Raw genomic sequence first — 21,995 nt, 5'->3', positions numbered from 1 at the left:
CTCAGCCTGCCGACGTCGGCTCGGACGTGGGTCAATGCTGGCGCGGTCGCCCACGCCTCTCTGCATCGATCGCGAGCCGATCGTTCAGCCGCTCCATCGCCTTCCCCTGCGCCATCCTCACCCTGGACGATGCCACCCGCCCTCGCGCCGACGGACTAGCTCGATGCCGCGGCTCCTCGTTCACCACCGCGAAGAAGGAAAGCCGTGATGCTCCTACGTTCCATCTGCTGCGCCACCCTCATCTCCGTCCTGGCCGGCCCAGCGCTGGCGCAGGACGCCCCCGCCGCACCGGACACGTCGGCCGCCACGTGGCAGATGCCGTGGCAGATCGCGCCTATAGGATCCGCCTCGTCTGCGGCTGGCGAGCAGACGATCCTGTCGATGGTGCCCGGCACCGGCTTGGTCAAGGGCACTTCCGCGGCTCTGCAGACCATCGGGCAGCCTCTGCCGGAGGTGCCGGGCCGCAATCGCACGGTCGACACCTGCCGCGCCACCGTGATGAGCGAGGCAACCAAAGCCGGCATGAAGCAGGTGGAGGCGGTCTCGGCTGGAGCCGACAGGACCGACAAGAAGGGCGACTACTTCGCGCCCGTGATGTTCCGCATCACCTACGACCGGCCGATGATGTACGAGGTGCGCCAAGCGGCGATGATCTGCGTCGTGAGCCGTAAGGGCGCGATCGTCGACGCCTACATGCCGGCTGATGAGTCCGTCATCACGCAGTGGCCCGCCCCCAGCCGCCAGTGAGCTGACGGCGCCAGCCTCCTCCAAGCCTGCTAAAGCTCCGCTTCTTCCCCTCAACGCGCCTAAGGCGTTCGCGACACCGTAAGGCATGCGGCGGGTGAGCACGCGACGACAGGCAATCGTGGGCCAGTTCCCTGCGTTTCACCCGTGAAGCCTCGGCCGGGCAGTCGCGTGAGGGTCAGTGTGGCGGGAGAATTTGATACCGCAGGCGTCGGCCCATGGCCTGGATCCTCTCACGAACGGGTGCGTTGTTCGGCCTCTCGCCAGTGGGGCGATCGCGTTGCCGCCCCTCGTGAGCACTCAACAGCACGGCACCCTCATGCCTTCGATTGCATCACGGCTTGGGCTGCTCTTCGCTCTTATGCTGCCCAGCATGGCCCTCGCAGAGACTGCACCCTTGAATGTGCCGATCCTGCTGCGCGGCTCGATCGGCGACGATGCCTGCCCTGAGAAAGGCCGCGTCTTCGAGGTCGGATCGGAGCCTGAAGGCTTCCTGCCGGTGCAGAGCGGGCCAGGCGAGGCGCCGTTCCGCGAGATCGGGCGGCTGCACGACGGCGACATGCTCGTGGTTTGCGAGAAGCTCGGGCCGTGGCTGGGTGTCGTCTACGGGGCAGACCTACTCGGTTGCCGGACGACGATCCTCGTGCCTGTCGAACAGACCTACACAGGTCCTTGCGACCACGGCTGGGTCATGGCCCGCAACGTGAATTTCGACGCGAAGTGAGCGCAGTTCTTTCCCTGAAGCCATGTGCAAGGGTTCGCTGACGCTACGGCACACGCTGGTGAGTATGTCGAAGCGTACCGCCCGCACCCTCCGAGCCTGTCTATGGATCTCCGTGCAACCCTGCAGCAAAGCCTTGATTGCAGGCCCTTCTCGGTAATTTACCACGGTCTGACGGGCGCGAAACGCCGCGTTGGGTTGGGTGGTATGCTGCCCGTGTAAAGTCACGGTTAGCTATCACCGGGGATCGATCGGAACGGCGAGCTTGACCGTCTGTTCTGCCGGCATGGAACACTATCGATCCACCCTCGGCACCACGGCGATCGCAGTCATCGGTCTGCTTGTCGCCGCGCATGTCCTGCACCCGGGCAACTACGAGCGATCGGATCGCAGAGCGCGTGTCGTCACAGTCGCCATCGAGGCGCCGTCGCCAGCTACGATCTGGTCGGGCCCACCGACGAAACTACACAGCAGCGAGCCCGCCATGCTGATGATAGATAGCCAAGCGTTGCTAGCGCAGCGTCCGATGGTGCCTCTGCAGCCGGGAGCGCGGACATCGCCGCTATTGTCGGGCAAGCTGGTGCCACCAGCCCGGCAAGAAAAAGCTGCAAAGGGTGACCCGATCGGTGATCTGATCCGCAACCTGGATCTCGATCAGAGCAGCTGAAAACCGACCGGTCTTTTGCCCCCGCGAACCTATGCGTAGGGGCCGCCGAATAGGTCCCCGAGCGCCTTCCGCCTAAATAGCGTGCGCCAGCGCCTCCTCTGATGCTCTGGCCTGTCGTGGATCATGTGGCAGCGCTGGCAGAACGCCGCGAGGTTCCCATCCGCGTTGTTCGAGGTGTCGTGGTCCCGGTGAGCAGCGGCCAGAACGACCTTGGTTCGGCGGGCGCGGCCGAGGATGTCAGCCTCTGCCGCGACCCGGATCCGCCTGCCCCAGCCGTCGCGCCACCGGCCGGCATCCGCGTCCCACCAGCGGCCGTCGCCGAGGTGGTAGACCATCCGTCCGTGCGGCCGTCCGCAGCCCTCGCAGCAGCCTTTCGCCCGCCCGAACCGGATCACAGCCGAGAGCTGTGCCCAGTCGATCGGGTAGAAGAAGCGGTGCTCGGGCCGGATCGGCATGCTGATGCTGAATATGCGGAACGCGACCCACTCTGCAGCGAAGCGGTCGTCCGCCTTGTAGCATCACGGCCACAGCCGAACAGCAACGTTCTGACGGCTCGCAACCAAAGCGCCTCTGAGATGTTTTGGCGCTCGTGCATGTAGACCTCAAAGTATTACGGCGGTTGAGGGCGCGTTAAGAGGCGGTTTACTACGATACGCCCCCTCGTCACCCAGCGGTGTGTCCGTAAAACTACAGCCATTTGGCTCACCGTCCGGTAGTCATAGCTCCAGATTGGATTTTGGACCTTACGTGATGACCAAGCTCCTGGCCTCGCTCGCCGCCTTCACCGCTCTGACGGCCGCCGCCTCGGCCGCCGACCTGCCGCGTCGGGCCGCCCCGCCGCCGATCTTCACCCCCGTGCCGGTGTTCACCTGGACCGGCGCCTACTTCGGTATCAACGCCGGCTACGCCTTCGACGCCTCCAGTCGCTCGAATAGCTCGGTGTTCGGCGTCCCCGCCCCCTACGCAGCTGTCGGCACGACCGCGACCTTCCGCGATCGCAGCCAGGACGGCTTCTCCGGCGGTGCCCAGGTCGGCTACAACTATCAGTTCACCCCGGGCTCCGGCGTCGTCGTCGGCGTCGAGGCCGATGCCCAGTACCTCGACTTCGGCCGTAACCGGAACAACGCCTTCGTGAACGGCGCCGTCGCCCCGGGTTACTACGTCACCGACCCGCGCGGCCTGTCGAGCCTCGACTACTTCGGCACCGTGCGCGGCCGCCTCGGCTACGCCTTCGACCGCACCCTCGTGTACGGCACCGGCGGCTTCGCCTACGGCTCGGGTAGCGCCGACCGTTCGTTCGGCGGCTACGCCGGCAACGACAGCTTCCGCACCGGCTACGCGGTCGGCGGCGGCATCGAGTACGCGCTCCCCACCGAGTCGTTCCTGAACTTCTTCCGCTCCTCGGCCGTGACGCTCAAGGTCGAAGGCCTGTACGTCAACCTCGACCGCAACACCCGCAACCAGGGCGCGTTCGTCATCAACGCCGCCAACAACTTCCCGGTCGTCACCAGCGGTGTCGGTCGCCGCTCCGACGAGTTCGCCGTCGTCCGCGCCGGCCTGAACTACAAGTTCGGCTCGTACTAAGACCGAGAATCGGCGCGGCTCAGGCCGCGCCGGTCCTTCGGAGCGTTCATGATCTGTCACGTCGAAGAAGCCCGGTCACAAGCCGGGCTTCTCGCGTTTCGTCGGGATCATCAGCAAGATCAGATGAAGTTTTCGCAAGGACCCCTGACAAAGCGTCGCCGCGCTCCCATGTCGTGTCAGCCATGCGGCGCGTTCGGGCCCGCGGGTTACGTTTCGAGGAGGACGACTCCATGAACAGCGAAGAACGCGACGTCATCTCGGGAATCTTCCAGCGCCTGGAGAAGGCGCAGTCGCAGCCCCGCGACGCGGAGGCCGAGCGCTTCATCGCCGAGAAGATCCGGGCACAGCCCTACGCACCTTACGCGATGGCACAGCTGGTCTACGTGCAGGAAGAAGCGATCAAGAGCCTGAACCAGCAGCTTGAGCAGGCACGCAGCCAGGGTTCGCAGGCGCAGTCCTCCGGCGGCGGCGGCGGCTTCCTATCGAGCATCTTCGGCGGCGGCAGCCAACGCCAGGAGCCGCAGCCGGGCTACGCGCAGCAGCGCCCGTCCGGTCAGCCCTGGGGCAACGCGGCCCCGCCTCAGCAAGGCTACCCCCAGCAGGGATACCCGCAACAGGGATACCCGCAACAGGGATATCCGCAGCAGCAGGGCGGTCCGTGGGGCGGCCAGCCGCAGGCTCCGGCGCGCGGCGGCGGATTCCTCGCCTCTGCGCTCCCCATGGCGGCCGGCGCGGCCGGCGGCATGCTGCTCGGCAGCGCCCTCTCGAATGCCTTTGCGGGTGGCCATTCCAGCCTTGGCAGCGCCGCGGCGGCCGGCCTGGGCGGGGGCAGCGGCGAGACGGTCGTCAACAATTACTACGGTGACGGCGGCAACCAGGATCTCGGCTCGTCCCTCGACAACAGCGGCGGGGGCGGCGACTTCCAGGATGCGAGCTTCAGCGATCCGAGCAGCGATTTCGGCGGCGACATGGGCGGCGGCGACGACAGCGACTGGACCTGATCGTCCATTGACGTACGGGCCAAAGGCCCGGTCGTGCTCAGGCACGGCCGGGCCTTTTCTTTTTTGCGGGCAGCGTTGATGCGTGCCAGGTCTCAGAGAACCTCGACGCGCGTTCCCACCGGGACGCGCTCATACAGATCGATGACGTCGTCGTTCATCATTCGGATGCAGCCCGACGAGACCGACTGCCCGATCGTGGTCGGCTCGTTGGTCCCGTGGATCCGGTAGAGCGAGGAACCGAGATAGAGCGCCCGGGCGCCGAGCGGATTCGCCGGCCCGCCCGCCATGTGGCGCGGCAGGTCCGGACGGCGGGCCAGCATCTCGGACGGGGGTGTCCAATCCGGCCATTCGGCCTTGCGGCTGACGGTCTTCAGACCGCTCCAGGCGAAGCCCGGCCGGCCGACGCCGATGCCGTAGCGCAGGGCGCGCTGCCCAGGCTGCACGAGGAAAAGGTGCTTTCCGGTGGTGTCGATCACGATCGTCCCGGGCCTCTGCCGCCCGGTGAACGCCACCTCTTGGCGCTGATACTCCGCAGACATCGCGCGGGCGATCCGGCCGGGATCGGCCTGGGATGCGCCGTAGGCGGTCGCTCGCGCGGCCCCGTAAGCCTGGGCCGGCGTCGCATAGGCCTGGACCGGTGCCGCGTAGGCTTGCGTCGGCTCGGGCTCGGCCGGCAGCAGCTCGCCGGTATAGGGCTCGACCTGCTGCGCGGCCATGGAACGTCGCGGTTGCGCGGCCCGCTGCGGCCAAGCCCGGCCGGCGTTGCCTGCGCCGCCGCCGGTGACGAGATACTCGATCAGGCCGCCGCCGTAGCCACCTTCGCTGTAGCGCGCCTGCTGCGCCTGGACGGGTGCGCTCCAGAGCGAGACGGCCGCCGCCGCCCAGAGACACAGTCGAACACCGCGCATCGTAGCCTGCTCCCGAAACCCGGCTTTCCATCCCGGAGCCCGGACGATTGGACCCGCTTTCCCCGAATCAGGTGAACGAACGTGGTGAATCCCGATGTGTCGCCGGTCCTTCCCCGGTTGGCGCGTAGCAGCGTGAATCCGTCGTAAAGTGGCCGTGCTGCCGCTCCCGCACGAAACCTGACCGCTGAGGGGCCTGCCATGCGGCTTAGGGCAAGCTTGGCAGTCACAGTCCGTCAACCGATATGTTAGACACTGGCGCACAGGCACCCTGAACGTCGACGTCCCGGATGATGACCCAGAAGCGCTACCGCATCGAAGACAGCCTCGGGCTTACCGCAGCGCCGCCGCCTTCGGCTGCTCCCGTGGCGAACGAGCGCTTGGAGGAAATCTTCTCCGCCATCCAGGATCTGCGCCGCGTCACGCAGATGAGCGCGAGCGAAACCATCGAAGCCTGCCGGCGCGACCTGCACGAGGCGCTGGCGATGCGCTCCGAGCTGGACGTGATGAAGGAGGCCATCACCCGGACCAAGTCGGAGTTGGCCACTCTCCACCGGACCGAGTACACCGGCAAGGGCATGCGCCGGGCGGCGGACGAGCTCGACGCGGTGGTCGATTCGACCGAGCGCGCCACGACCCAGCTCCTCGGCGCGGTCGAGGAAATCGAGAGTCATGCCGGCATGCTCAACGCGGCAACGCTGCCGCCGGGCATGAAGCAGCACGTCGACGTGATCCTGGAGCGGGTGATCTCGGCCTACGAGGCCTGCAACTTCCAGGATCTGACTGGGCAGCGGATCAACAAGATCGTCGGCGTGATGAAGTTCATCGAGGAGCACCTCGACCGGCTCATCGACACGTGGTCGGAGCTGGACAGCTTCAAGGAACTCATCGCCGTGATGCCGGTCTCGACGGCCCTGGACGACGAGAGCAGCCTGCTCAACGGGCCGAAGCTCGACCACGATATCGGCCACGTCGACCAGAGCGACATCGACTCGCTGTTCGACTGAACCAGCGTCCGCCGGCCGGCACGCCAAATTTATTCGCCGCCCCCGTCCCGCTCGGGGACGGGAAGGCTTAAATCGGAGAGATGAGCCGCAGAGCCCTCTCAGACCTGCCCCCCGACACGTTCGACGACGGCCGCGATGCCGAGCGGGACGAAACCGCCGACGCGCCCGAGGCCGGGACGTCGGACGACACGGCGGCGGAGATCGATTTCGATTTCGAGCCGGGTGCCGTCGAGGCGGGCACCGAGGTGATCCGCCGCTTCTGGTCGACGCTGCCGGGCTCGCCGGGCGTCTACCGGATGTTCGACCATCGCGGCGACGTCCTCTACGTCGGAAAAGCCAAGAACCTGAAGGCCCGCGTCGGCTCCTACGCCCGCGGTCAGGCGCATTCGAACCGCATCGCCCGGATGATCTCGCAGACGGCGGCGATGGAGTTCGTCACCACCGCGACCGAGACCGAGGCGCTGCTGCTCGAAGCCAACCTGATCAAGCAGCTGAAGCCCCGCTTCAACGTGCTGATGCGGGACGACAAGTCGTTCCCCTACATCCTGGTCACCGACGACGGCCCGGCCCCGCAGATCGTGAAGCATCGTGGCGCCCGGCGGCGGAAGGGCAATTACTACGGGCCCTTCGCCAGCGTCTGGGCGGTGAACCGGACCGTGAACGCCCTGCAGCGCGCCTTCCTGCTGCGCACCTGCACCGACAGCTACTACGAGAATCGCACCCGGCCCTGCCTGCTCTATCAGATCAAGCGCTGCTCCGGCCCCTGCACGGGCGAGATCGCGACGGAGGATTACGCCGCGATGGCGGATTCGGCGCGGGCCTTCCTGGCCGGCAAGTCGAATGCCGTGAAGGACCGGATGCGCACCGAGATGCAGGCAGCCTCCGAGACCATGGAGTTCGAGCGGGCCGCCCGCTTCCGTGACCGGATCGCCGCACTCTCGGCGATCCAGGGGGTGCAGGGCGTCAACACCCAGGGTGTGGAGGAGGCCGACGTGTTCGCCCTCGACGATCAGGCCGGGCAGTTCTGCATCGAGGTGTTCTTCTTCCGGAACTTCCAGAACTGGGGCAACCGGGCCTATTTCCCGAAGGCCGACCGGACCATGACGGCCGACGAGGTCCTGGGCTCGTTCATCAGTCAGTTCTACGACGACAAGCCGGCGCCGCGCACGGTTCTGACCAGCCACGCGATCGAGGATGCCGAGCTCGTGGCCGCCGCCCTGTCGAGCCGCGTGGAGTATCGGGTCGAGATCCACCGGCCGTTGCGGGGCGAGCGCAAGAACCTCGTCGATTACGCCCAGCGCAACGCCAAGGAGGCCCTGGCCCGCCGCCTCGCAGACACTGCCTCACAGGGCAAGCTGCTCACGGCCCTCGGCCAAGCCTTCGGCATGGACAAGGCGCCGCGCCGGATCGAGGTCTACGACAACTCGCACATCATGGGCACGAACGCGGTCGGCGGCATGATCGTCGCCGGCCCCACGGGCTTCATGAAGACGCATTACCGCACGTTCAACATCAAGTCCGAGGAACTCACTCCGGGGGACGATTACGGCATGATGCGCGAGGTGCTGCAGCGCCGCTTCAAGCGGCTGGTCAAGGAGGCCCCGCGCACCGCCCAGGAGGCGGAGGTTGCGGCCGCCGAGGGCGGCGCGCCCCAGCCTGTCCCGGCTCTCCCTGAGGAGAGCGAAGCCTTCCCGGCCTGGCCGGATCTCGTGCTCATCGACGGCGGCAAGGGCCAGCTCGACGCTGCCCGGGCGGCCCTCGATGCGGTCGGCGTGACGGACGTGCCGCTGATCGGCGTCGCCAAGGGTCGCGACCGGGATGCCGGACGGGAGACGTTTTTCGTCCCCGGCCGGCCGCCGTTCAAGCTTCCGCCACGCGATCCGACGCTCTACTTCGTGCAGCGACTCCGCGACGAGGCCCACCGCTTCGCCATCGGGACCCACCGGGCCAAGCGCAAACGTGAGATGGTGAGGAATCCCTTGGACGAGATCGCCGGCATCGGCCCGAGCCGCAAGCGCGCGCTGCTGCATCATTTCGGAACCGTCAAGGCGATCGAGCGCGCCGCCTTCGAGGATCTGGCCAAGACCCCCGGCGTGAACGCCGCAACGGCGCGGGCCGTCTACGACTTCTTCCATGCCGGCACCTGAGAACCCCGCCGCCATGGCCGAGCCGAACACAGAGGCGTTGACGCCCGGGCCGGGCTCTGATTTCACCCCGACGATGAACGCCGTCCTTCCCCGACGACGGTCGCCGGCCTGGACGCTCGCGAACTGCCTGACCTACGGGCGCCTCGTCGCGGTACCGGTGATGGTCGCGCTGCTGTTCTGGCCTGAATCCCACACCGCCCGGTGGACGGCGCTGGGGGTGTTCGTCGTGGCCGCGATCACCGACTACCTGGACGGGTATGTCGCGCGGACCTACCACCAGAGCTCGGCGCTCGGCCGGATGCTCGATCCGATCGCCGACAAGCTGCTGGTCTCGGCATGCCTGCTGATGCTGGCGGCCGACCACACCATCATCGGCTCCAGCGTCTGGGCGGCGATCGTCATCCTGTGCCGCGAGGTGCTGGTCTCCGGCCTGCGGGAATATCTGGCTGAGCTGAAGGTCGGCGTGCCGGTGAGCAAGATCGCCAAGTGGAAGACGACCGTGCAGCTCGTGGCGCTCGGCTTCCTCGTTGCCGGCCCGGCCGGCGAGACGGTGCTGCCGGGGACGGAGCGGATCGGCATCGCGCTGCTGTGGCTTGCCGCCGTGCTCACGATCTGGACCGGTTGGGACTATATGCGGGCCGGGATCAAGCACGTCATCGACGACCCGCGCTGACGGGCCGGACTGCGCTTCCCGTCCCCTCACGCGTTACGGTGTGATCCGATGAAGCTCGTCTATTTCGCCTGGGTCCGTGAGCGGATCGGTCGGCCCGAGGAAGAGCTGACGCCGCCGCCGGCGGTCGGCACCGTGGCCGATCTTGTCACATGGCTTCGGGGGCGCGGCGAGGAATACGCCTACGCGTTCGAAGATCCGGGCGTGGTGCGCGCCGCCATCGACCGGGTCCATGCCAAGCCGGATGCGGTGATCACAGGCGCACGCGAGATCGCCTTCTTCCCGCCGATGACGGGCGGCTGAGGGTCGGCGTCGGTCTCGGCACCGGTAGTCTTCGCGGAGTTGCGCCAGCCATGGCCCCGGCCCCTATGGCGCCGTCGCTCCGGCTGTCCCCCATGCCGAACGGCACGCGGACCGAGCTAAATTGTCTACGGGTTCGGTCCGTTTCACAGGCGTCTCAATCGGCGGAACGCTTAAGCTGCGATTGCCGTTACTCGGTGCCGAATTCCGGTCTTGGAGTCCCAGAATGCGCACTGCACTGCTCGCCACCGCCGCTCTGTTGAGTGTCTGCGCCTCCGCACAGGCGCAGACCACGGTCATCGAACGCGACCGCCCCGCCGTCGTCGTCGATCGCCCGGCCACCGAGTCGAAGTCCGTCACCGTCCACGACCATGGCGACGGCTGTGTCACCAAGACGGTGCGCAAGGAGAACGACATGGGTGATTCCAAGACGGTGAAGAAGGAGTCGTGTGACTGAGGCTCGGTTCGGCGCCGCGGCGGTTTCCGCCCGGCGCCCCAGATCGAGCTCATCGTAAAGGACCGCCACGCCACGGCGGGCGGTCTCCGGCAATGTCTTCGACGGAATTCGAGCGCCAGAACCGCGTTGCGACGCCGATTGGCCAAGCCTCAAGCTTGCTCCGAACCAATCGGAGATTCGCCCTGCCGGCAACCGGCACACACAGGATGACGGCGACCGAGTGGGCAATGCTTGCCGGCCTTTCGATCCTCTGGGGCGGCTCGTTCTTCTTCACCCACGTCGCGCTCGCCGCCCTGCCGCCATTCACATTGGTCGCCCTGCGGGTCGGACTCGCTGCCCTCGCGCTCAACCTCGTCCCGGCACTGAGCGGAACGCGCCTCCCGCACGCACGGACGATCTGGGTGGCCTTCCTGGGTATAGGCCTCCTGAACAACGCCGTGCCATTCAGCCTCATCGTCTGGGGACAGACGCAGATCGCCTCCGGGCTCGCCGCAATTCTCAACGCCACGACACCACTCTTCACCGTCGCGATGGCGCTTTTGACGACGGCCGACGAGCGGATGACCGGCCATCGGCTCGCGGGCGTCGTGATCGGCTTCATCGGCGTGGCCGTGATGGTCGCCCGGACGCGTTGTCAGGCCTCGGCAGCACGGTCCTGGCGCAACTCGCGGTGCTCGGCGCCGCCCTGTCGTACGGTGGCGCCAGCATGTTCGGCCGGAGCTTCAGGCGGATGGCGGTTCCACCCCTGACGGTGGCGACCGGTCAGGTCACCGCATCCACGCCGCTGATTCTGCCCATCGCGCTGGTGGTCGACCGCCCGTGGACCCTGACGATGCCCGGCCCGACCGTCTGGTGCGCAGTGCTCGGCGCGGCGCTGCTGTCCACGGCCCTGACCTAAATCGTATTCTTCCGTGTCCTGGCGACGGCCGGAGCGACCAACATCTCCCTCGTCACCTTCCTGATCCCGGTTTCGGCGATCCTGCTCGGCGCCCTCGCCCTGGGCGAGCGCCTCGACCCCCTCCATATCGTCGGCATGGCGTTGATCGCCGCCAGGCTTGCAGCGATCGACGGGCGTATCCTCGATTGCCGGATCCGCCTCACCTTTCCGCGCGCGGCGCCCCGATACGGACCGGATCGGGATCGCGACGGCGCCGCGGAGGCACGCGATCAGCGCCAGCCGGCATCCACGAAATAACCGTGCCCCGTGCACATCCGTGCATCGTCCGAGGCCAGGAACAGCACCAGAGCGGCGACGTCGGCGGGCTGGATCCGCCCGTCGAGGCATTGCGCCGCGACGATCTCGGCCTCGCCCTCCGGCGTGTACCACTTCTCCTGGCGCGGAGTCTGAACGTTGCCGGGCACGATGGTCGCCACCCGGATACTGTCGCGGCCGAGATCGCGGGCGAGCGCCCGGGTCATCCCCTCGATCGCGGCCTTGGCGGTCTGGTAGACCGGCATGTTCTTCGAGCCCAGGTGCCAGCTGATCGAGCCGAAATTCAGGATCACCCCGCCGCCGGCTTTCCGCATGCCCGGCACGGCCGCTTGGGCGGTGAAGAACAGGTGGCGCAGGTTCACGGCCATCCGGTCGTCCCAATAGGCCGGTGTCACCTCGTCGAGGCTATGACGGTCGTCATTGCCGGCGTTGTTCACCAGAACGTCCAGAGCGCCCAGGGCCGCTTCGGCATCGGCCACGAGGCGGCGGACCGCCTCGACGTCGGTCAAATCGCAACGCCGATAGAGCGGTGCGTGCGCTGTCGCCGGGGCGAGACGCGCGACCAGCGCGGCGGCGGCATCGTCCGTGATGTCGCAGAAGAACACGCGGGACCCCTGCCCCACGAAAGCCTCCACGAGCCCGGCCCCAATTCCGGACGCGCCACCGGTCACCAGCACGCGTTTGTCCCTGAGGCTCGGATAAAGGGCGCGGCCCTCGGACGATGCCGACATCAGACGATTCCTCCCAACACGCGTGCGACCGGACGGGAACTTGTCTGAGTTTTTAGCATGCGGGCTGCGCCTCGCAATGCGGACGTTCTGTCGGCGGGTTCGTGAAACGTTAACGACTGACAAATCAGAACAGCGTGTCGCCCCGAGCCGATCTCGGTCGCATCACGATCAAGGGCGGCGCCAGGCCGTTGCTTCGACACGCTCTCACCGCCGGACCTTCAGCGACGGTGGTCAGCGCTCCAGAAAGGACAGCGCGATGCCCCTGCGTCTGGAACTCAAGCCGTTCGAGCGGCTGATCATCAACGGCGCTTTGCTGCGCAACGGCGACCGGCGCTCCACCTTCCTGATCGAAACGCAGTGCAAATTCCTGCGCGAGAGCGAGATCATCACGGAGAGCGAGGCCGATACGGCCTGCAAGCAGCTCCATCTGACGCTGACGGTGATCTACCTCGCCGATGATCCGGCGCAGGGGACGGATCTGTTCTTCCGCCAAGCCACCGACCTGATCCGTCAATTCCCGGCGGCTGCGCCACAGATCGCGGCGATCGTCGAACAGCTCGAGGCCGGCGAATATTACCGCGCGCTCAAGCTAAGCCGCCGATTGGTCGAATGGGAAAGCGCGGGCCGGACGCCCTCGACGGAGCATCCGGCACCTGCAGAGGCTCCGTAAAAGCCGCCCGGCTCAGCCCGGATTGCCCTGGAGGCCGGCAGCCACGTGGTTGTTGATCGAGACGAGGGTCGCGATCTTGTCCGGGGTCGGCGCGATCATCGTGTCGAGGCAGCTTTGCAGCACGAACGCCCCAAGGCGCCCGACACCCTGCTTCACATCGACGGGAAGCGGATTCTGGTCCGCCGTGGCCTCCGAGCTCAGAAGTGTCCAGACGCGCTGGTTGTACGACAACGCGTCATTGACGCGGGCGTGTTCTCCGGCGACGAGGGCTTGGCTGGCACCGATCAGCCGCTGCGCAGCCTTCAGCAGAAGCTGGGATTCAGCTTCGCGGGGCGTCAGCGCGCTGTGGGCGGTACGGGCGTAAGCATTGGCGGCTGTGTTCATCGGCGGTGCGGACCCCGGATCAATCCTGCCAGCAAGGCAGGCTTGGCCATAGCTCTCGCAGATCAGGAGTTAAGACGGCGTGAGCGGCAGGTCGGCCATGATAACGCCGGGTTGGACAACGAACACACAGTGTGGCCTGAGAAGCCGGCCCCGGATCACCGCGACGATGTTGAATTTCTTTTTCGGAACCGTGGCCGGTGGTCTCATCGTCGGTGTACTGACGATCGCGGCCGCCCGGCAACCGGAGGTTCAGGCGCGCTTGGGCCTGAGACCGGTCTTGCCGCCGATGGCCCTGGCAGCGGCGCCGAAGGCACCTGAGCCGGATTGCGGCCGGCGCCAGGAGGCGGCTCCGAACGGGGCGGCTCAGGAAATCCTCTTCAACCGCCAGCGCTTCTGGTCGGTCTCGCCGTGATCAGAGCGCTCCGATCAGTACCAAGAGCATCGTCGTCGCAACGGTGGTACTGACGAAACCGCACAGGGCGGCGGCGAAGGACGGACCCGTCCGGACAGCGGACGGCTCGATCGCGGCGGTCGACAGGGTGGCGGGGGTCATCGGCGCAAAACCTTGAAGGCGACATGCGTCGCGCATGACGGGACGTTGCTGCGAACGCGGGCAGCTTGAAGTGCGCGAGCGCACCCGGTCAGTCGCAGCGGTTGATTTTCTTGGCGATCCGCAGGCCGCGCAGCTCGCTCCGCAGGTCGATCGCTACGATGCCCTCGCCGCATTGCTCGAATGCGTCACGGGCATCGTCGTAGCGGTCGCCGACTTCATCGAGCGTGTCGCAGACACGACGGTGGTTGCCGAGCCGCGCTTCCTGGCGTGCCTGGAAGCGCAGGGCATTCGCCTCATCGACCTTACGCTGCGCCTCCAGACAGGCCGGCAGGGCCAGCGCCGCGGAGGTCAGGGCTAGGCTGGCCAGCAGGCCGACCGAGGGGCCGGCGAGGCGGCGAAGAAGAGCAGCCGTCCTGGCTCTCACTGTTACACTCACGCACACGTTGCAGGGCAGGCCGAACGGGCACTGCCGGTTTGCCGGGGCAGCGCATGACCACCCCGTCTCTGTGGGCAAAAACGGTGAAGCTGCGGTGAAGGTTCCGGCCGAAATCAGCGCTTTCCCCGCGAGCGTGACGTGAGGATTGCGGGGAGCGTCACCGGCGCCGGGCCCATCGGATCGACGCCGACATCGTACTGCTTGGGCATCGGCTTGAGCTTGCCGTGGCTGTGACCGTGGAGGTTGAGCGCGCCCTTGCTCATCCCGTTCCACGTGCGAAACGCGTAGTGGCAGAGCACCACCATCCGGCCCTCGATGGCGAATTCCGCGTAGTGGCGCACCGAGGCCCAGCCGGGCGCCGCGAGGGTGTCTGGCCCGTCGTTGTTGCCGACGATCAGGTGCTTCTCGCCATTGAGGCTGTCGAGGATTTCCCGGATCCGCGGGCCGCTCGGGCCGAGGGCGAAATCGCCGAGGTGCCAGACGGTGTCGCTGGGCGCCACCGCGGCGTTCCAGGCCGCGATCAGTCCGGCATCGTGGGCGTCAAGGTCGGGATAGGGCCTGTGATCGAAGTGCAGGGCGCGTGAATCACCGAAATGCGTGTCGCCCGTGAAGAAGTTGGTCACCGTTCGGCTCCCCTGCGGCCAAGGCGCGATCCGCGCCTGGACGGCAGCCGAAGCACGCTGTCCGCGGCCGAGTTCCCATGAAGCCCTGGCAAGAGACCGTGACACGTGGCCGTGATGCTCGGGCGCGTTGACGTCGGATCCGGCGGCGGCGAAGCCTGCCGGCAACGACCATCATCTCGGAAGGACGCGGTTTATGCTTGGAACGGTGGCTTTCGCGTTCCTAGCCGGGCTGCTGTCGGTGCTGTCGCCCTGCGTGTTGCCGCTCGTGCCGATCGTCCTCGGCACCGCGGCGGCGGAGCACCGGCTCGGACCGTTCGCCCTGGCGACGGGGCTCGCGATCGCCTTCACGATCATCGGCCTGTTCGTGGCGACTGTCGGCTTCGCCATCGGCCTGGATGGCGACGTATTCCGCTCCGCCGGGGCGATCCTGATGATCGGGATGGGAATCGTGCTGATGCTGCCGCGTCTCCAGGCCCGGGTCGCGACTGCGGCGGGTCCGGTCGGCGCCTGGGCCGAGGCGCGCTTCGGCGGCGTCGGCCCGGGTGGCCTGTCCGGCCAGTTCACTGTTGGCCTGCTGCTCGGTGCCGCCTGGAGCCCCTGCGTCGGCCCGACCCTCGGCGCCGCGTCGCTGATGGCGGCCCGGGGCGAGCATCTCGGAAGCGTCGCGCTGACGATGCTCGCCTTCGGAATCGGAGCCGCCCTGCCGCTGATGCTGCTGGGCTTCGCCTCCCGCGGGGCCCTGATGCGCTGGCGCGGCGGGATCGCGGCGGCCGGCCGGACCGCGAAGGCAGGTCTCGGCGTGCTGCTCGTCGTGCTCGGGCTGCTCGTGCTGACCGGGCTCGACAAGCGCGCGGAGTCGGTCATCGTGGCGGCCTCGCCGGACTGGCTCACCGCGGTCACGACGCGCTACTGACGGGAGCCCGCGCCACCATCACCCTGCTGAACCGGATGGGCCCGGATCTCGCCGCCGAGCCCGCCGTGCACGCGCTCACAGACGTGACCGGCTTCGCAGCATCCTCGGCCACGGCCTCGAACTCGCCCGGGACGCCGGCTTGACCTTCCGGCTCGCGGCCGATGCGCTGCCGTGGGCGGCGGCGCTGGCGCAGCAGCGCTTCGTCACCGGCGCTTCACACCGAAACCGGGCCGCGATCGGCGCCGAAATCGACCTGCCCGCCAATCGTCCGGAGCGGCGACGCCACCTGCTCACCGATCCAAAGACCTCCGGGACCTGTGCGGCCGGCCGGGCGGACGCGATCCTGGCCCGCATCCGCGAAAGCGGGTACCCGGCCGCCGCCCGGATCGGCCGGATGGAGGCGGGTCCGGCCCGAATCCACGTGGAAGCCCGACACGCGGCGTCCCGACAGCGGAACGCCCTCACCCGAGAAGAACTGCGAGAAGCAATCTTCAACATTCGCGTTCAGGGTGCGGCCGGAGACGATACCCGCGCCGCCCGAGCCGCCTTGCCCGACGCCTCTCCCCCCTCGCCGCCTGCCCACGGCATCGCCGGCTGGCCGTTCGGCCCGGCCGTCACAGGCGCTGCCCGGCCCGCCTCGCTGCCCGACGGGCGGCCCTGGCCCCGGATCCGCGTCGTCACCGTGGTACGGGCCGGAGCGGAGCTTGGTGAGACCGTCGCCTCGGTGCTGCGCCAGGACTACACCGAGGTCCGGCACGATCTGGTCACGACCGGAGACGCCGGCCCGGCCGTCGCGCGGATCCTGGCCGATCCGACCGTCGATCATCTGCTCTGGCTCGATGCCGGCGATCTCCTCGCCCCCGGCGCGTTGATCGCCCTCGCTTTGGATGCGGCGCTGACGGGGGCCGACGCGGTGGCGGGCCTGCGCGTCCTGTTCGACACGGAGGTCCAGGGCCTCGACGGCCCGGCTTTCGCGGCGGGACCCGGGAAGATCGCCTCCATGAGCGGCTCCGTGCTTTGGGCACGCGGATGCCTCGACGCGACCGCAATGATCGGCGCCGACGGGCTGTTCGACGACGCCGCGATATGGTTCGCAATCCCGGAAGACGCCCGCCACTCCATCGGCCGCCCGGTCCTGCTCCACAGGCTCGCGGCGACCCCGATACCACCACGCGGCCTGTCCATCGTCTCGCTGACGGGAACCGGGACGCAGGGCGGGGCCGGCGTGGCGCAGCGGCGCCTCGCCGAAGCGCTCGCCCTCGCCGGCCACCGTCTCACCCCGGTCGCACTGAGCGACCGCCCCGAGGCGGCCGAGTGGACCGACACCTTCCCGCAGGCCGAGGCAGAAATCGCGGCATCTGCACCCGATCTCGTCCTCGTCGGCAACCTGCACGGGGCGACCCGCAGCCTCGACGTGGTCGGTCGCCTCAGCCGGCGTGGTCCGGTCGCCCTCGTGCTGCACGACCTGTTCCCGCTGACCGGCCGGTGCTGCCACCCCCGCGAATGCGGCCGTGCCGCGCTCGGCTGCGATGCCGCCTGCCCGTGTCCGGACGAATACCCGCAACTCGCCCCCGGCCGGATCGCCGACATGCATGCCCGCAAGCGCACGGCGCTGGCCGGCCCCGCAGGTCCATGGATGCTCGCGAATTCCGACTGGACGATGGCGCACGCCCGGGACCTCGCGCCCCCCGGCGCCGTGGCGGAGCCGATCCGGCTCGCCTTCCCGACCGCCGTGTTCCGCCCAGGCGATCGCGCGGCGTTGCGCCGCCGACTCGGCCTGCCGCCCGACGACGTGTTGATCCTGATTTCCGCCGTGATCGTCGATGGGCCCGATAAGGGTTTCGGCGACCTGCGCGCCGCGCTTCAAGCCGTGGCGCGGCCGGGGGTGGGTGTGGTGGCGATCGGCCGGCTCGACAATCCCGCGCGGCTCGGGCTCGCTAACCTGTTCGCGCCGGGTCTGATCGCCGACGAGGAGACGCTGGCCGCGTGGTACGGCGCGTGCGATCTGCACGTCACCGCCAGCCGTCACGAGACCCTCGGGCAGACGCCGATCGAGGCCGGCCTGTGCGGCGTGCCGACCCTGGCCTACCGCACCTCCGGCCTGACCTCCTCGGTGATCGACGGCGTGTCGGGTCGCCTTGTCCCCGTGAGACCCGGCGCCCTCGCCGAGGCCCTGGCGGCGCTGGTGGACGATCCGGAGACGCGCGCCCGGCTCGGCGCCTTCGCGCGCATCGCCCTGGAGAGTCGCTACAGCCCGGGCGCTGCCGCCCTGTCGCTGGAGGCGGTCTTCCGGCGGCACGGGCTCCGGGATGCGGCGGCAGGACCGCATTTCGCGCCCGCAATGCTCGGTCACTTCCCCTTCGCGGCCGCACGGCAGGCGGGCGCCGCCGGGACCGTGCCGGCGGCCTCGCGGCCCCTCGTGCGCCGCCTGCGGCGTGCCAAGCAGATGGTTCTCGGGCGCCGGATGCCCCTCCTCGTGCGCCGCTGCCTCTACCTCGCGGGTCGCCTGCGCCGGAGCCTGCCATGACGGTGCGGCCCGACGACGCGACCGCCGGCCGGATCCGGCGGATCTACCTCGACCAATCCCATCTGCGCGGCCATGTCACCGGGATCGAGCGGGTCACCCTCGACCTGTTCGCCCCGGACACGCTGGCGCCGCACGCGGTCCGGGCCATCACCAGCCGATCGCTGCCGGGCATGATCGCCGCGCAGCACCTCGCTCTGCCCCTGCATGCTCTTCGGGACCGGGACGCGCTGTTCCTGTTCCCGGGCTTTCCGCCGGGCCCGCTCTGTGCATTGGCGGCCGAGCGCTGCCTGCTCTACGTGCATGACACCTTCCTCCTCACCCGGCCGGAGGATCTCAGCCTGCGCAGCCGGCTCTACATGAGCCCGAGCTTCGCCCTGGCCCTGCGCTGGTGCCCGAACCTGTTCGTCAACAGCCGGACCACCGGCGTGGCCGTGCGCGCCGTCTGCGCGCCGCGCGCCCGCGTCGCGCTGCTTCGCCCGCCGGTGCGCGACGCGTTCGGCCTCGGCGACCTGCCGGGGCCGGCTCCCTACGGGCCGGGCGACACGCTGCGCCTCCTCGCCATCGGGACCATCGAGCCGCGGAAGAACTACCCGGCCGCCCTGGCCCTCACCGCGGCGCTGAACCGCGCCGGGATCCAAGCGGAACTGCATCTCGTCGGCCGGATCGGCTGGGGCCGTCACGGCTTCCTGGACGATCCGCCACCGTTCCTGCATCGGCATGGCTATCTGTCGGACGCCGAACTGCGCGGCCTCGCGGCGGCGTGCCATGTCCTGGTGTCGACCTCGAAGGCGGAGGGGCTCGGCCTGCCGCTGCTGGAGGTGCAGCATGGCGGCCTGCCGGTGGTGGCGCCGGACGACGCGGTGTTCCGCGAGGTTCTGGGTCGCTCCGGCCTGCTGATCCGGCCAGAGGCGCCGGACGCGGCGGCCCGAACGCTGATGGATTGGATCGCCGCGGGCGGCCTGATCGGCGCGGCCGAACTCAGCCGGACCAACGTGGCACGCTGGAATGCGGCGGCGGCCGAGGACGGAGTGCGCTTCCGCCGGTTCCTCGCAGGCGACGCCGCGGCCTATTCTGCCCCGGCCTCGATCGTCGCCGATCACGGCGACGTGTGAGGTCCGTACGTAGTCCCCGGCGGGCCCGCGGCTTTGATCGCCATAAAGGTGCGGCAGTTTACGTCGTCTCTCACCACGTCATCTACAGGCTTTCAGTCGCCGCGGACGATTCAAGGTGAGATTACTTTAGCGGTACACCGATTGCTGCCGTACCATCGAAGACACTGCCCACGGCGGGGTCCTGTCCCGAATCGGTACGAAGCTGATCGGAACGGGGACAGACGACCGGGACGGTGGACGACCGATCCGTCTCAGAGGGTCAGGGAGCGAGGCGTATGTTCGACTTCTCGACACGAATAAGTGGTGAGCAACCCATCCGGATTGTGCTTCCGGAGGTCACGCCCCGCAACGACCCGAAGGTAATGCTGCGACGCCTGTGGCGCGGCCGCAGCTTCATCGTGCTGAGCACCCTGTTCATGGTCGCGGTCGCGATCGCGGTGCTCGGCCTGCTCCCGCCGCGCTACACGTCCAGCATCCAGATCCTCGTGGATCCGAGCGATCTACGGGTCGTCGAGAACGACGTGAACGCCCGTCAACCGCAGGCCGACAGCGGCGTCTCGATCGCCGAGAGCCAAGTGCGGGTGATCCAGTCCGACAACGTGCTCCGCCGGGTGATCGCGCGGCTGCACCTCGATCAGGACGAGGAATTCGTGCTGCCGGACGGCGACAGCCCGACGCTGAACTGGATCAAGGGCGCGCTCGGCATGCTGCCGCCACCCGGAAGCCGGAACCCGGTCAACATCGCCCTCGACACGCTCCAGAACCGGCTCAGCGTCCGGCGGGCCGAGCGGACCTTCGTGATCGATGTCTCCGTCCAGTCCCGCGATCCCGAGAAGGCCGCGCAGATCGCCAACGCCATCGGCGATGCCTACTTCGCCGAGGAGGCCTCGGCCCGGACCGACACCGCCCGCCGCGCCTCGGATGCCCTCGCGGGCCGCCTCGCCAGCCTCAAGCGGGACGTCGAGCAGGCCGAGGGTGCGGTCGTGCGCTATCGCGAGGATCACAAGCTCGTGGCGTCGAGCGGGCGGCTGCTCACCGATCAGCAGCTCGGCGACTTGAATCAGCAGCTCGTCACCGCCGCGATCAAGACCGCGGAAGCGAAGGAGCGGCTCGATCAGGCGCGCAAGATGCGCTCGTCGGATCCGAGCACCGCCCTGCCCGAGATGCTGCAATCGCTGGAGATGCAGGCGCTGCGTCAGCAATACGCCACGCTGTCCCGCAACACCGCTGAGCTGGCGACCCGGCTCGGCGAGCGTCACCCGGCCATGGCCGAGCAATACGCCCAGCAGCGTGACCTTCAGCGCCTGATCCAGCGTGAGAAGGAGCGGATCATCGACACCACCCAGAAGGATTACGACCGGGCTGCTGCCAGCGAGGCTGCGATCCGGGGGAGCCTCGACCGGGTCAAGACCGAGACGGTGTCGAGCGACCGGGCCTATGTCGGCCTGCGCGAGCTGGAGCGGACGCTCGAAGCCCGGCGGGGCGTCTACGAGGCCTATCTGAAGCGCGCCCGCGAGGCGAGTGAGCAGGAGCGGCTCAACACCACCAACGTGCGGATCATCTCGGTGGCGACGCCCGCCCGCCAGCGGACCTTCCCGCCGTCGCCGAAGATCGTGCTGCCGCTGGCCCTGGTGCTCGGTCTGCTCATGGGCGGCGGCATCGCCTTGATGCTCGGCGCCGACAGCGACCGTCGCCGTTCGCAGCGTGCCGCGCCGCGCCCGGCCGCGAGCTTCCGAGCCGCCGATGCGTAATCTCGGGCGGCTCGGACTCGATCTGGAAGCGGCGGACCCGCTTCCACGGGAGGTGCGTAGCGCACGGTCGCCCACCGCCCTGCTCCCCGGCTCGGCCCTGCCTGGCGCAACTGTCGAGCTGTTCGACCTGCGCTTCCAGACCGGCAGCGCCGAATCCATCGTGGCCGCGGTGGCGGCCCGGCCGGACGACGGCCCTCGGATGATCGTGACCGCCAATGTCGATCACATCGTCCAGCTCAGCACGGACACGGCCTTTCGGGGCGCCTACAGCCGGGCGGCCGCCCGGACACTCGATGGGATGCCGCTGGTCTGGCTGGCGCGGGCGGCCTGCCGTCGGCCGGTCCACCGGGTGACCGGTCACGACCTGATGGGCTGCGTAATGGCCGATCCGCCCGCCTTCGCCCGGCGGATCTTCCTGGTCTCTGCCCGCCAGGACGCGGCGGACGCGCTCGCGGCCCGGCTGCGGGACAGGGGCCTTCCGGATGGGGCGGTGGCGAGCGCGGTTCCACCCTTCGGCTTTGAGGCCGATCCGGACTACAGCGCAGCCCTCGCGGCGCAGATCCGGGCCCACGGGACAACGCTGCTGGTGATGGGCGTCGGGGCACCGAAGTCCGAGATCTGGATCGACCGGCACCGGGCCAAGCTCGGCAACCCGGTGGTGTTCTGCATCGGCGACGCGCTGAACGTGGCGGCGGGGTACCTGACACGCGCCCCGGGGCTGATGCAGCGCCTGGGCCTCGAATGGATCTTCCGCTTCCTTCAGGCACCGCGACGTCTGTTTCGGCGCTACTTCATCAAGTCCTGGCGCTTCATCGGCATCGTTGCCCGAGGCCGGCTGGTGGATCGCGGGGGTTGAACGGATCTGTCTCCTCGGGGGCC

The 21,995-nt window shown here is 68.6% G+C and carries 24 protein-coding genes and 1 pseudogene; 18 read left to right on the top strand and 7 right to left on the bottom strand.

Features of this window, described 5'->3' with window-relative positions; genetic code table 11:
• The first annotated feature begins 207 nt into the window (after nt 1-207).
• The 3 genes from OXS49_RS11810 (at nt 208) to OXS49_RS11800 (ending at nt 2,132) form a co-directional block, all read left to right on the top strand.
• Nucleotides 208-747 (top strand): hypothetical protein, encoded by a 540-nt coding sequence (locus OXS49_RS11810; protein ID WP_267424313.1) that lies wholly within the window; start codon nt 208-210, stop codon nt 745-747.
• Between the two features lie 394 nt (nt 748-1,141).
• Entirely contained in the window at nt 1,142-1,468 is a 327-nt protein-coding gene (locus tag OXS49_RS11805) for an integron (RefSeq protein WP_267424311.1), read from the top strand.
• A 262-nt stretch (nt 1,469-1,730) separates the two neighbouring features.
• Complete coding sequence (locus OXS49_RS11800; protein ID WP_267424309.1) at nt 1,731-2,132, top strand: hypothetical protein; 402 nt, start codon at nt 1,731-1,733, stop codon at nt 2,130-2,132.
• A gap of 29 nt (nt 2,133-2,161) precedes the next feature.
• Here OXS49_RS11800 and OXS49_RS11795 read toward each other — a convergent pair whose 3' ends face one another.
• Entirely contained in the window at nt 2,162-2,587 is a 426-nt protein-coding gene (locus OXS49_RS11795; protein WP_267424307.1) for a hypothetical protein, read from the bottom strand.
• A gap of 295 nt (nt 2,588-2,882) precedes the next feature.
• On the opposite strand from OXS49_RS11795, the gene OXS49_RS11790 reads away from it, so the two are divergent.
• Together OXS49_RS11790 and OXS49_RS11785 are read left to right on the top strand one after the other, a co-directional pair.
• Nucleotides 2,883-3,716, top strand: coding sequence for a porin family protein (locus OXS49_RS11790; protein ID WP_267424305.1), 834 nt, complete (start codon nt 2,883-2,885; stop codon nt 3,714-3,716).
• Between the two features lie 230 nt (nt 3,717-3,946).
• Nucleotides 3,947-4,717 carry a DUF2076 domain-containing protein gene (locus OXS49_RS11785; protein ID WP_267424303.1) on the top strand — a complete coding sequence of 257 codons (771 nt, stop codon included), beginning with the start codon at nt 3,947-3,949 and terminating at the stop codon, nt 4,715-4,717.
• Nucleotides 4,718-4,809: 92 nt separating this feature from the next.
• Here OXS49_RS11785 and OXS49_RS11780 read toward each other — a convergent pair whose 3' ends face one another.
• Nucleotides 4,810-5,625: a L,D-transpeptidase gene (locus tag OXS49_RS11780; protein WP_267424301.1), complete on the bottom strand. Its 816-nt coding sequence runs from the start codon at nt 5,623-5,625 to the stop codon at nt 4,810-4,812.
• Nucleotides 5,626-5,915: 290 nt separating this feature from the next.
• Here OXS49_RS11780 and OXS49_RS11775 point away from each other — a divergent pair, with 290 nt between their 5' ends.
• The 6 genes and pseudogenes from OXS49_RS11775 to OXS49_RS11750 all read left to right on the top strand — a co-directional run bounded on the left by OXS49_RS11775 (nt 5,916) and on the right by OXS49_RS11750 (nt 11,398).
• Nucleotides 5,916-6,629, top strand: coding sequence for a protein phosphatase CheZ (locus OXS49_RS11775; RefSeq protein ID WP_244002650.1), 714 nt, complete (start codon nt 5,916-5,918; stop codon nt 6,627-6,629).
• Nucleotides 6,630-6,709: 80 nt separating this feature from the next.
• Complete coding sequence (gene uvrC / locus OXS49_RS11770; RefSeq protein WP_244002642.1) at nt 6,710-8,776, top strand: excinuclease ABC subunit UvrC; 2,067 nt, start codon at nt 6,710-6,712, stop codon at nt 8,774-8,776.
• Nucleotides 8,777-8,849: 73 nt separating this feature from the next.
• On the top strand, nt 8,850-9,449 hold the full coding sequence (pgsA, locus tag OXS49_RS11765) for a CDP-diacylglycerol--glycerol-3-phosphate 3-phosphatidyltransferase (protein WP_244002648.1): 600 nt from the start codon (nt 8,850-8,852) through the stop codon (nt 9,447-9,449).
• Nucleotides 9,450-9,497: 48 nt separating this feature from the next.
• Nucleotides 9,498-9,749 (top strand): molybdopterin converting factor subunit 1, encoded by a 252-nt coding sequence (gene moaD, locus OXS49_RS11760; protein ID WP_243916139.1) that lies wholly within the window; start codon nt 9,498-9,500, stop codon nt 9,747-9,749.
• A 223-nt stretch (nt 9,750-9,972) separates the two neighbouring features.
• A complete protein-coding gene (locus OXS49_RS11755) occupies nt 9,973-10,203 on the top strand; it encodes a hypothetical protein (RefSeq protein WP_244002639.1) in 231 nt (76 codons plus the stop codon).
• Between the two features lie 206 nt (nt 10,204-10,409).
• Nucleotides 10,410-11,398, top strand: a pseudogene (locus OXS49_RS11750) (DMT family transporter).
• Here OXS49_RS11750 and OXS49_RS11745 read toward each other — a convergent pair.
• On the bottom strand, nt 11,371-12,147 hold the full coding sequence (locus tag OXS49_RS11745) for an SDR family oxidoreductase (RefSeq protein WP_267424298.1): 777 nt from the start codon (nt 12,145-12,147) through the stop codon (nt 11,371-11,373). The pseudogene OXS49_RS11750 and the gene OXS49_RS11745 sit on opposite strands and share 28 nt — an antisense overlap.
• A gap of 256 nt (nt 12,148-12,403) precedes the next feature.
• Here OXS49_RS11745 and OXS49_RS11740 point away from each other — a divergent pair, with 256 nt between their 5' ends.
• On the top strand, nt 12,404-12,817 hold the full coding sequence (locus OXS49_RS11740) for a flagellar biosynthesis repressor FlbT (protein ID WP_244002635.1): 414 nt from the start codon (nt 12,404-12,406) through the stop codon (nt 12,815-12,817).
• A gap of 12 nt (nt 12,818-12,829) precedes the next feature.
• Here OXS49_RS11740 and flaF read toward each other — a convergent pair whose 3' ends face one another.
• Nucleotides 12,830-13,201, bottom strand: coding sequence for a flagellar biosynthesis regulator FlaF (flaF, locus tag OXS49_RS11735; protein WP_267424296.1), 372 nt, complete (start codon nt 13,199-13,201; stop codon nt 12,830-12,832).
• Between the two features lie 166 nt (nt 13,202-13,367).
• On the opposite strand from flaF, the gene OXS49_RS11730 reads away from it, so the two are divergent.
• Complete coding sequence (locus OXS49_RS11730) at nt 13,368-13,613, top strand: hypothetical protein (RefSeq protein ID WP_267424294.1); 246 nt, start codon at nt 13,368-13,370, stop codon at nt 13,611-13,613.
• On the opposite strand, the gene OXS49_RS11725 is transcribed toward OXS49_RS11730, so the two are convergent.
• The 3 genes from OXS49_RS11725 to OXS49_RS11715 all read right to left on the bottom strand — a co-directional run bounded on the left by OXS49_RS11725 (nt 13,614) and on the right by OXS49_RS11715 (nt 14,813).
• A complete protein-coding gene (locus tag OXS49_RS11725) occupies nt 13,614-13,754 on the bottom strand; it encodes a hypothetical protein (protein ID WP_244002629.1) in 141 nt (46 codons plus the stop codon).
• A gap of 88 nt (nt 13,755-13,842) precedes the next feature.
• On the bottom strand, nt 13,843-14,178 hold the full coding sequence (locus OXS49_RS11720) for a hypothetical protein (RefSeq protein WP_267424292.1): 336 nt from the start codon (nt 14,176-14,178) through the stop codon (nt 13,843-13,845).
• A gap of 125 nt (nt 14,179-14,303) precedes the next feature.
• Nucleotides 14,304-14,813, bottom strand: a complete 510-nt coding sequence (locus OXS49_RS11715) for a metallophosphoesterase (RefSeq protein WP_267424290.1) — start codon at nt 14,811-14,813, stop codon at nt 14,304-14,306.
• Between the two features lie 193 nt (nt 14,814-15,006).
• Between OXS49_RS11715 and OXS49_RS11710 the strand changes: the two genes are divergently transcribed.
• From OXS49_RS11710 to OXS49_RS11690, 5 genes are all read left to right on the top strand, one after another.
• Nucleotides 15,007-15,726: a cytochrome c biogenesis CcdA family protein gene (locus tag OXS49_RS11710; protein WP_267424289.1), complete on the top strand. Its 720-nt coding sequence runs from the start codon at nt 15,007-15,009 to the stop codon at nt 15,724-15,726.
• 139 nt (nt 15,727-15,865) lie between these two features.
• Nucleotides 15,866-18,253 (top strand): glycosyltransferase, encoded by a 2,388-nt coding sequence (locus OXS49_RS11705; RefSeq protein WP_267424288.1) that lies wholly within the window; start codon nt 15,866-15,868, stop codon nt 18,251-18,253.
• Complete coding sequence (locus OXS49_RS11700; protein ID WP_244002619.1) at nt 18,250-19,365, top strand: glycosyltransferase; 1,116 nt, start codon at nt 18,250-18,252, stop codon at nt 19,363-19,365. Before OXS49_RS11705 ends, OXS49_RS11700 begins: the two co-directional genes overlap by 4 nt.
• A gap of 362 nt (nt 19,366-19,727) precedes the next feature.
• Nucleotides 19,728-21,116, top strand: coding sequence for a GumC family protein (locus tag OXS49_RS11695; RefSeq protein ID WP_267424286.1), 1,389 nt, complete (start codon nt 19,728-19,730; stop codon nt 21,114-21,116).
• Complete coding sequence (locus tag OXS49_RS11690) at nt 21,109-21,972, top strand: WecB/TagA/CpsF family glycosyltransferase (protein ID WP_267424285.1); 864 nt, start codon at nt 21,109-21,111, stop codon at nt 21,970-21,972. The genes OXS49_RS11695 and OXS49_RS11690 overlap by 8 nt, the downstream gene beginning before the upstream one ends.
• The last annotated feature ends 23 nt before the right edge of the window (nt 21,973-21,995 follow it).

Source organism: Methylobacterium sp. GC_Met_2 (genome assembly GCF_026540795.1).
Classification (GTDB): domain Bacteria; phylum Pseudomonadota; class Alphaproteobacteria; order Rhizobiales; family Beijerinckiaceae; genus Methylobacterium.
Note: the sequence above shows the minus strand (reverse complement) of the source record. Positions and strands in the feature narration are given on the sequence as shown.

What these genes read in the sequence shown, in the direction of transcription:
- OXS49_RS11810 (WP_267424313.1), top strand. Translation starts at nt 208, where the DNA reads ATGCTCCTACGTTCCATCTGCTGCGCCACCCTCATCTCCGTCCTGGCC.
- OXS49_RS11745 (WP_267424298.1), bottom strand. Translation starts at nt 12,147, where the DNA reads ATGTCGGCATCGTCCGAGGGCCGCGCCCTTTATCCGAGCCTCAGGGAC.
- moaD (WP_243916139.1), top strand. Translation starts at nt 9,498, where the DNA reads ATGAAGCTCGTCTATTTCGCCTGGGTCCGTGAGCGGATCGGTCGGCCC.
- OXS49_RS11740 (WP_244002635.1), top strand. Translation starts at nt 12,404, where the DNA reads ATGCCCCTGCGTCTGGAACTCAAGCCGTTCGAGCGGCTGATCATCAAC.
- OXS49_RS11785 (WP_267424303.1), top strand. Translation starts at nt 3,947, where the DNA reads ATGAACAGCGAAGAACGCGACGTCATCTCGGGAATCTTCCAGCGCCTG.
- OXS49_RS11690 (WP_267424285.1), top strand. Translation starts at nt 21,109, where the DNA reads ATGCGTAATCTCGGGCGGCTCGGACTCGATCTGGAAGCGGCGGACCCG.
- flaF (WP_267424296.1), bottom strand. Translation starts at nt 13,201, where the DNA reads ATGAACACAGCCGCCAATGCTTACGCCCGTACCGCCCACAGCGCGCTG.
- OXS49_RS11775 (WP_244002650.1), top strand. Translation starts at nt 5,916, where the DNA reads ATGACCCAGAAGCGCTACCGCATCGAAGACAGCCTCGGGCTTACCGCA.
- OXS49_RS11710 (WP_267424289.1), top strand. Translation starts at nt 15,007, where the DNA reads ATGCTTGGAACGGTGGCTTTCGCGTTCCTAGCCGGGCTGCTGTCGGTG.
- OXS49_RS11695 (WP_267424286.1), top strand. Translation starts at nt 19,728, where the DNA reads ATGCTGCGACGCCTGTGGCGCGGCCGCAGCTTCATCGTGCTGAGCACC.
- OXS49_RS11725 (WP_244002629.1), bottom strand. Translation starts at nt 13,754, where the DNA reads ATGACCCCCGCCACCCTGTCGACCGCCGCGATCGAGCCGTCCGCTGTC.
- OXS49_RS11700 (WP_244002619.1), top strand. Translation starts at nt 18,250, where the DNA reads ATGACGGTGCGGCCCGACGACGCGACCGCCGGCCGGATCCGGCGGATC.
- OXS49_RS11780 (WP_267424301.1), bottom strand. Translation starts at nt 5,625, where the DNA reads ATGCGCGGTGTTCGACTGTGTCTCTGGGCGGCGGCGGCCGTCTCGCTC.
- uvrC (WP_244002642.1), top strand. Translation starts at nt 6,710, where the DNA reads ATGAGCCGCAGAGCCCTCTCAGACCTGCCCCCCGACACGTTCGACGAC.
- OXS49_RS11790 (WP_267424305.1), top strand. Translation starts at nt 2,883, where the DNA reads ATGACCAAGCTCCTGGCCTCGCTCGCCGCCTTCACCGCTCTGACGGCC.
- OXS49_RS11795 (WP_267424307.1), bottom strand. Translation starts at nt 2,587, where the DNA reads ATGCCGATCCGGCCCGAGCACCGCTTCTTCTACCCGATCGACTGGGCA.
- pgsA (WP_244002648.1), top strand. Translation starts at nt 8,850, where the DNA reads ATGAACGCCGTCCTTCCCCGACGACGGTCGCCGGCCTGGACGCTCGCG.
- OXS49_RS11755 (WP_244002639.1), top strand. Translation starts at nt 9,973, where the DNA reads ATGCGCACTGCACTGCTCGCCACCGCCGCTCTGTTGAGTGTCTGCGCC.
- OXS49_RS11730 (WP_267424294.1), top strand. Translation starts at nt 13,368, where the DNA reads ATGTTGAATTTCTTTTTCGGAACCGTGGCCGGTGGTCTCATCGTCGGT.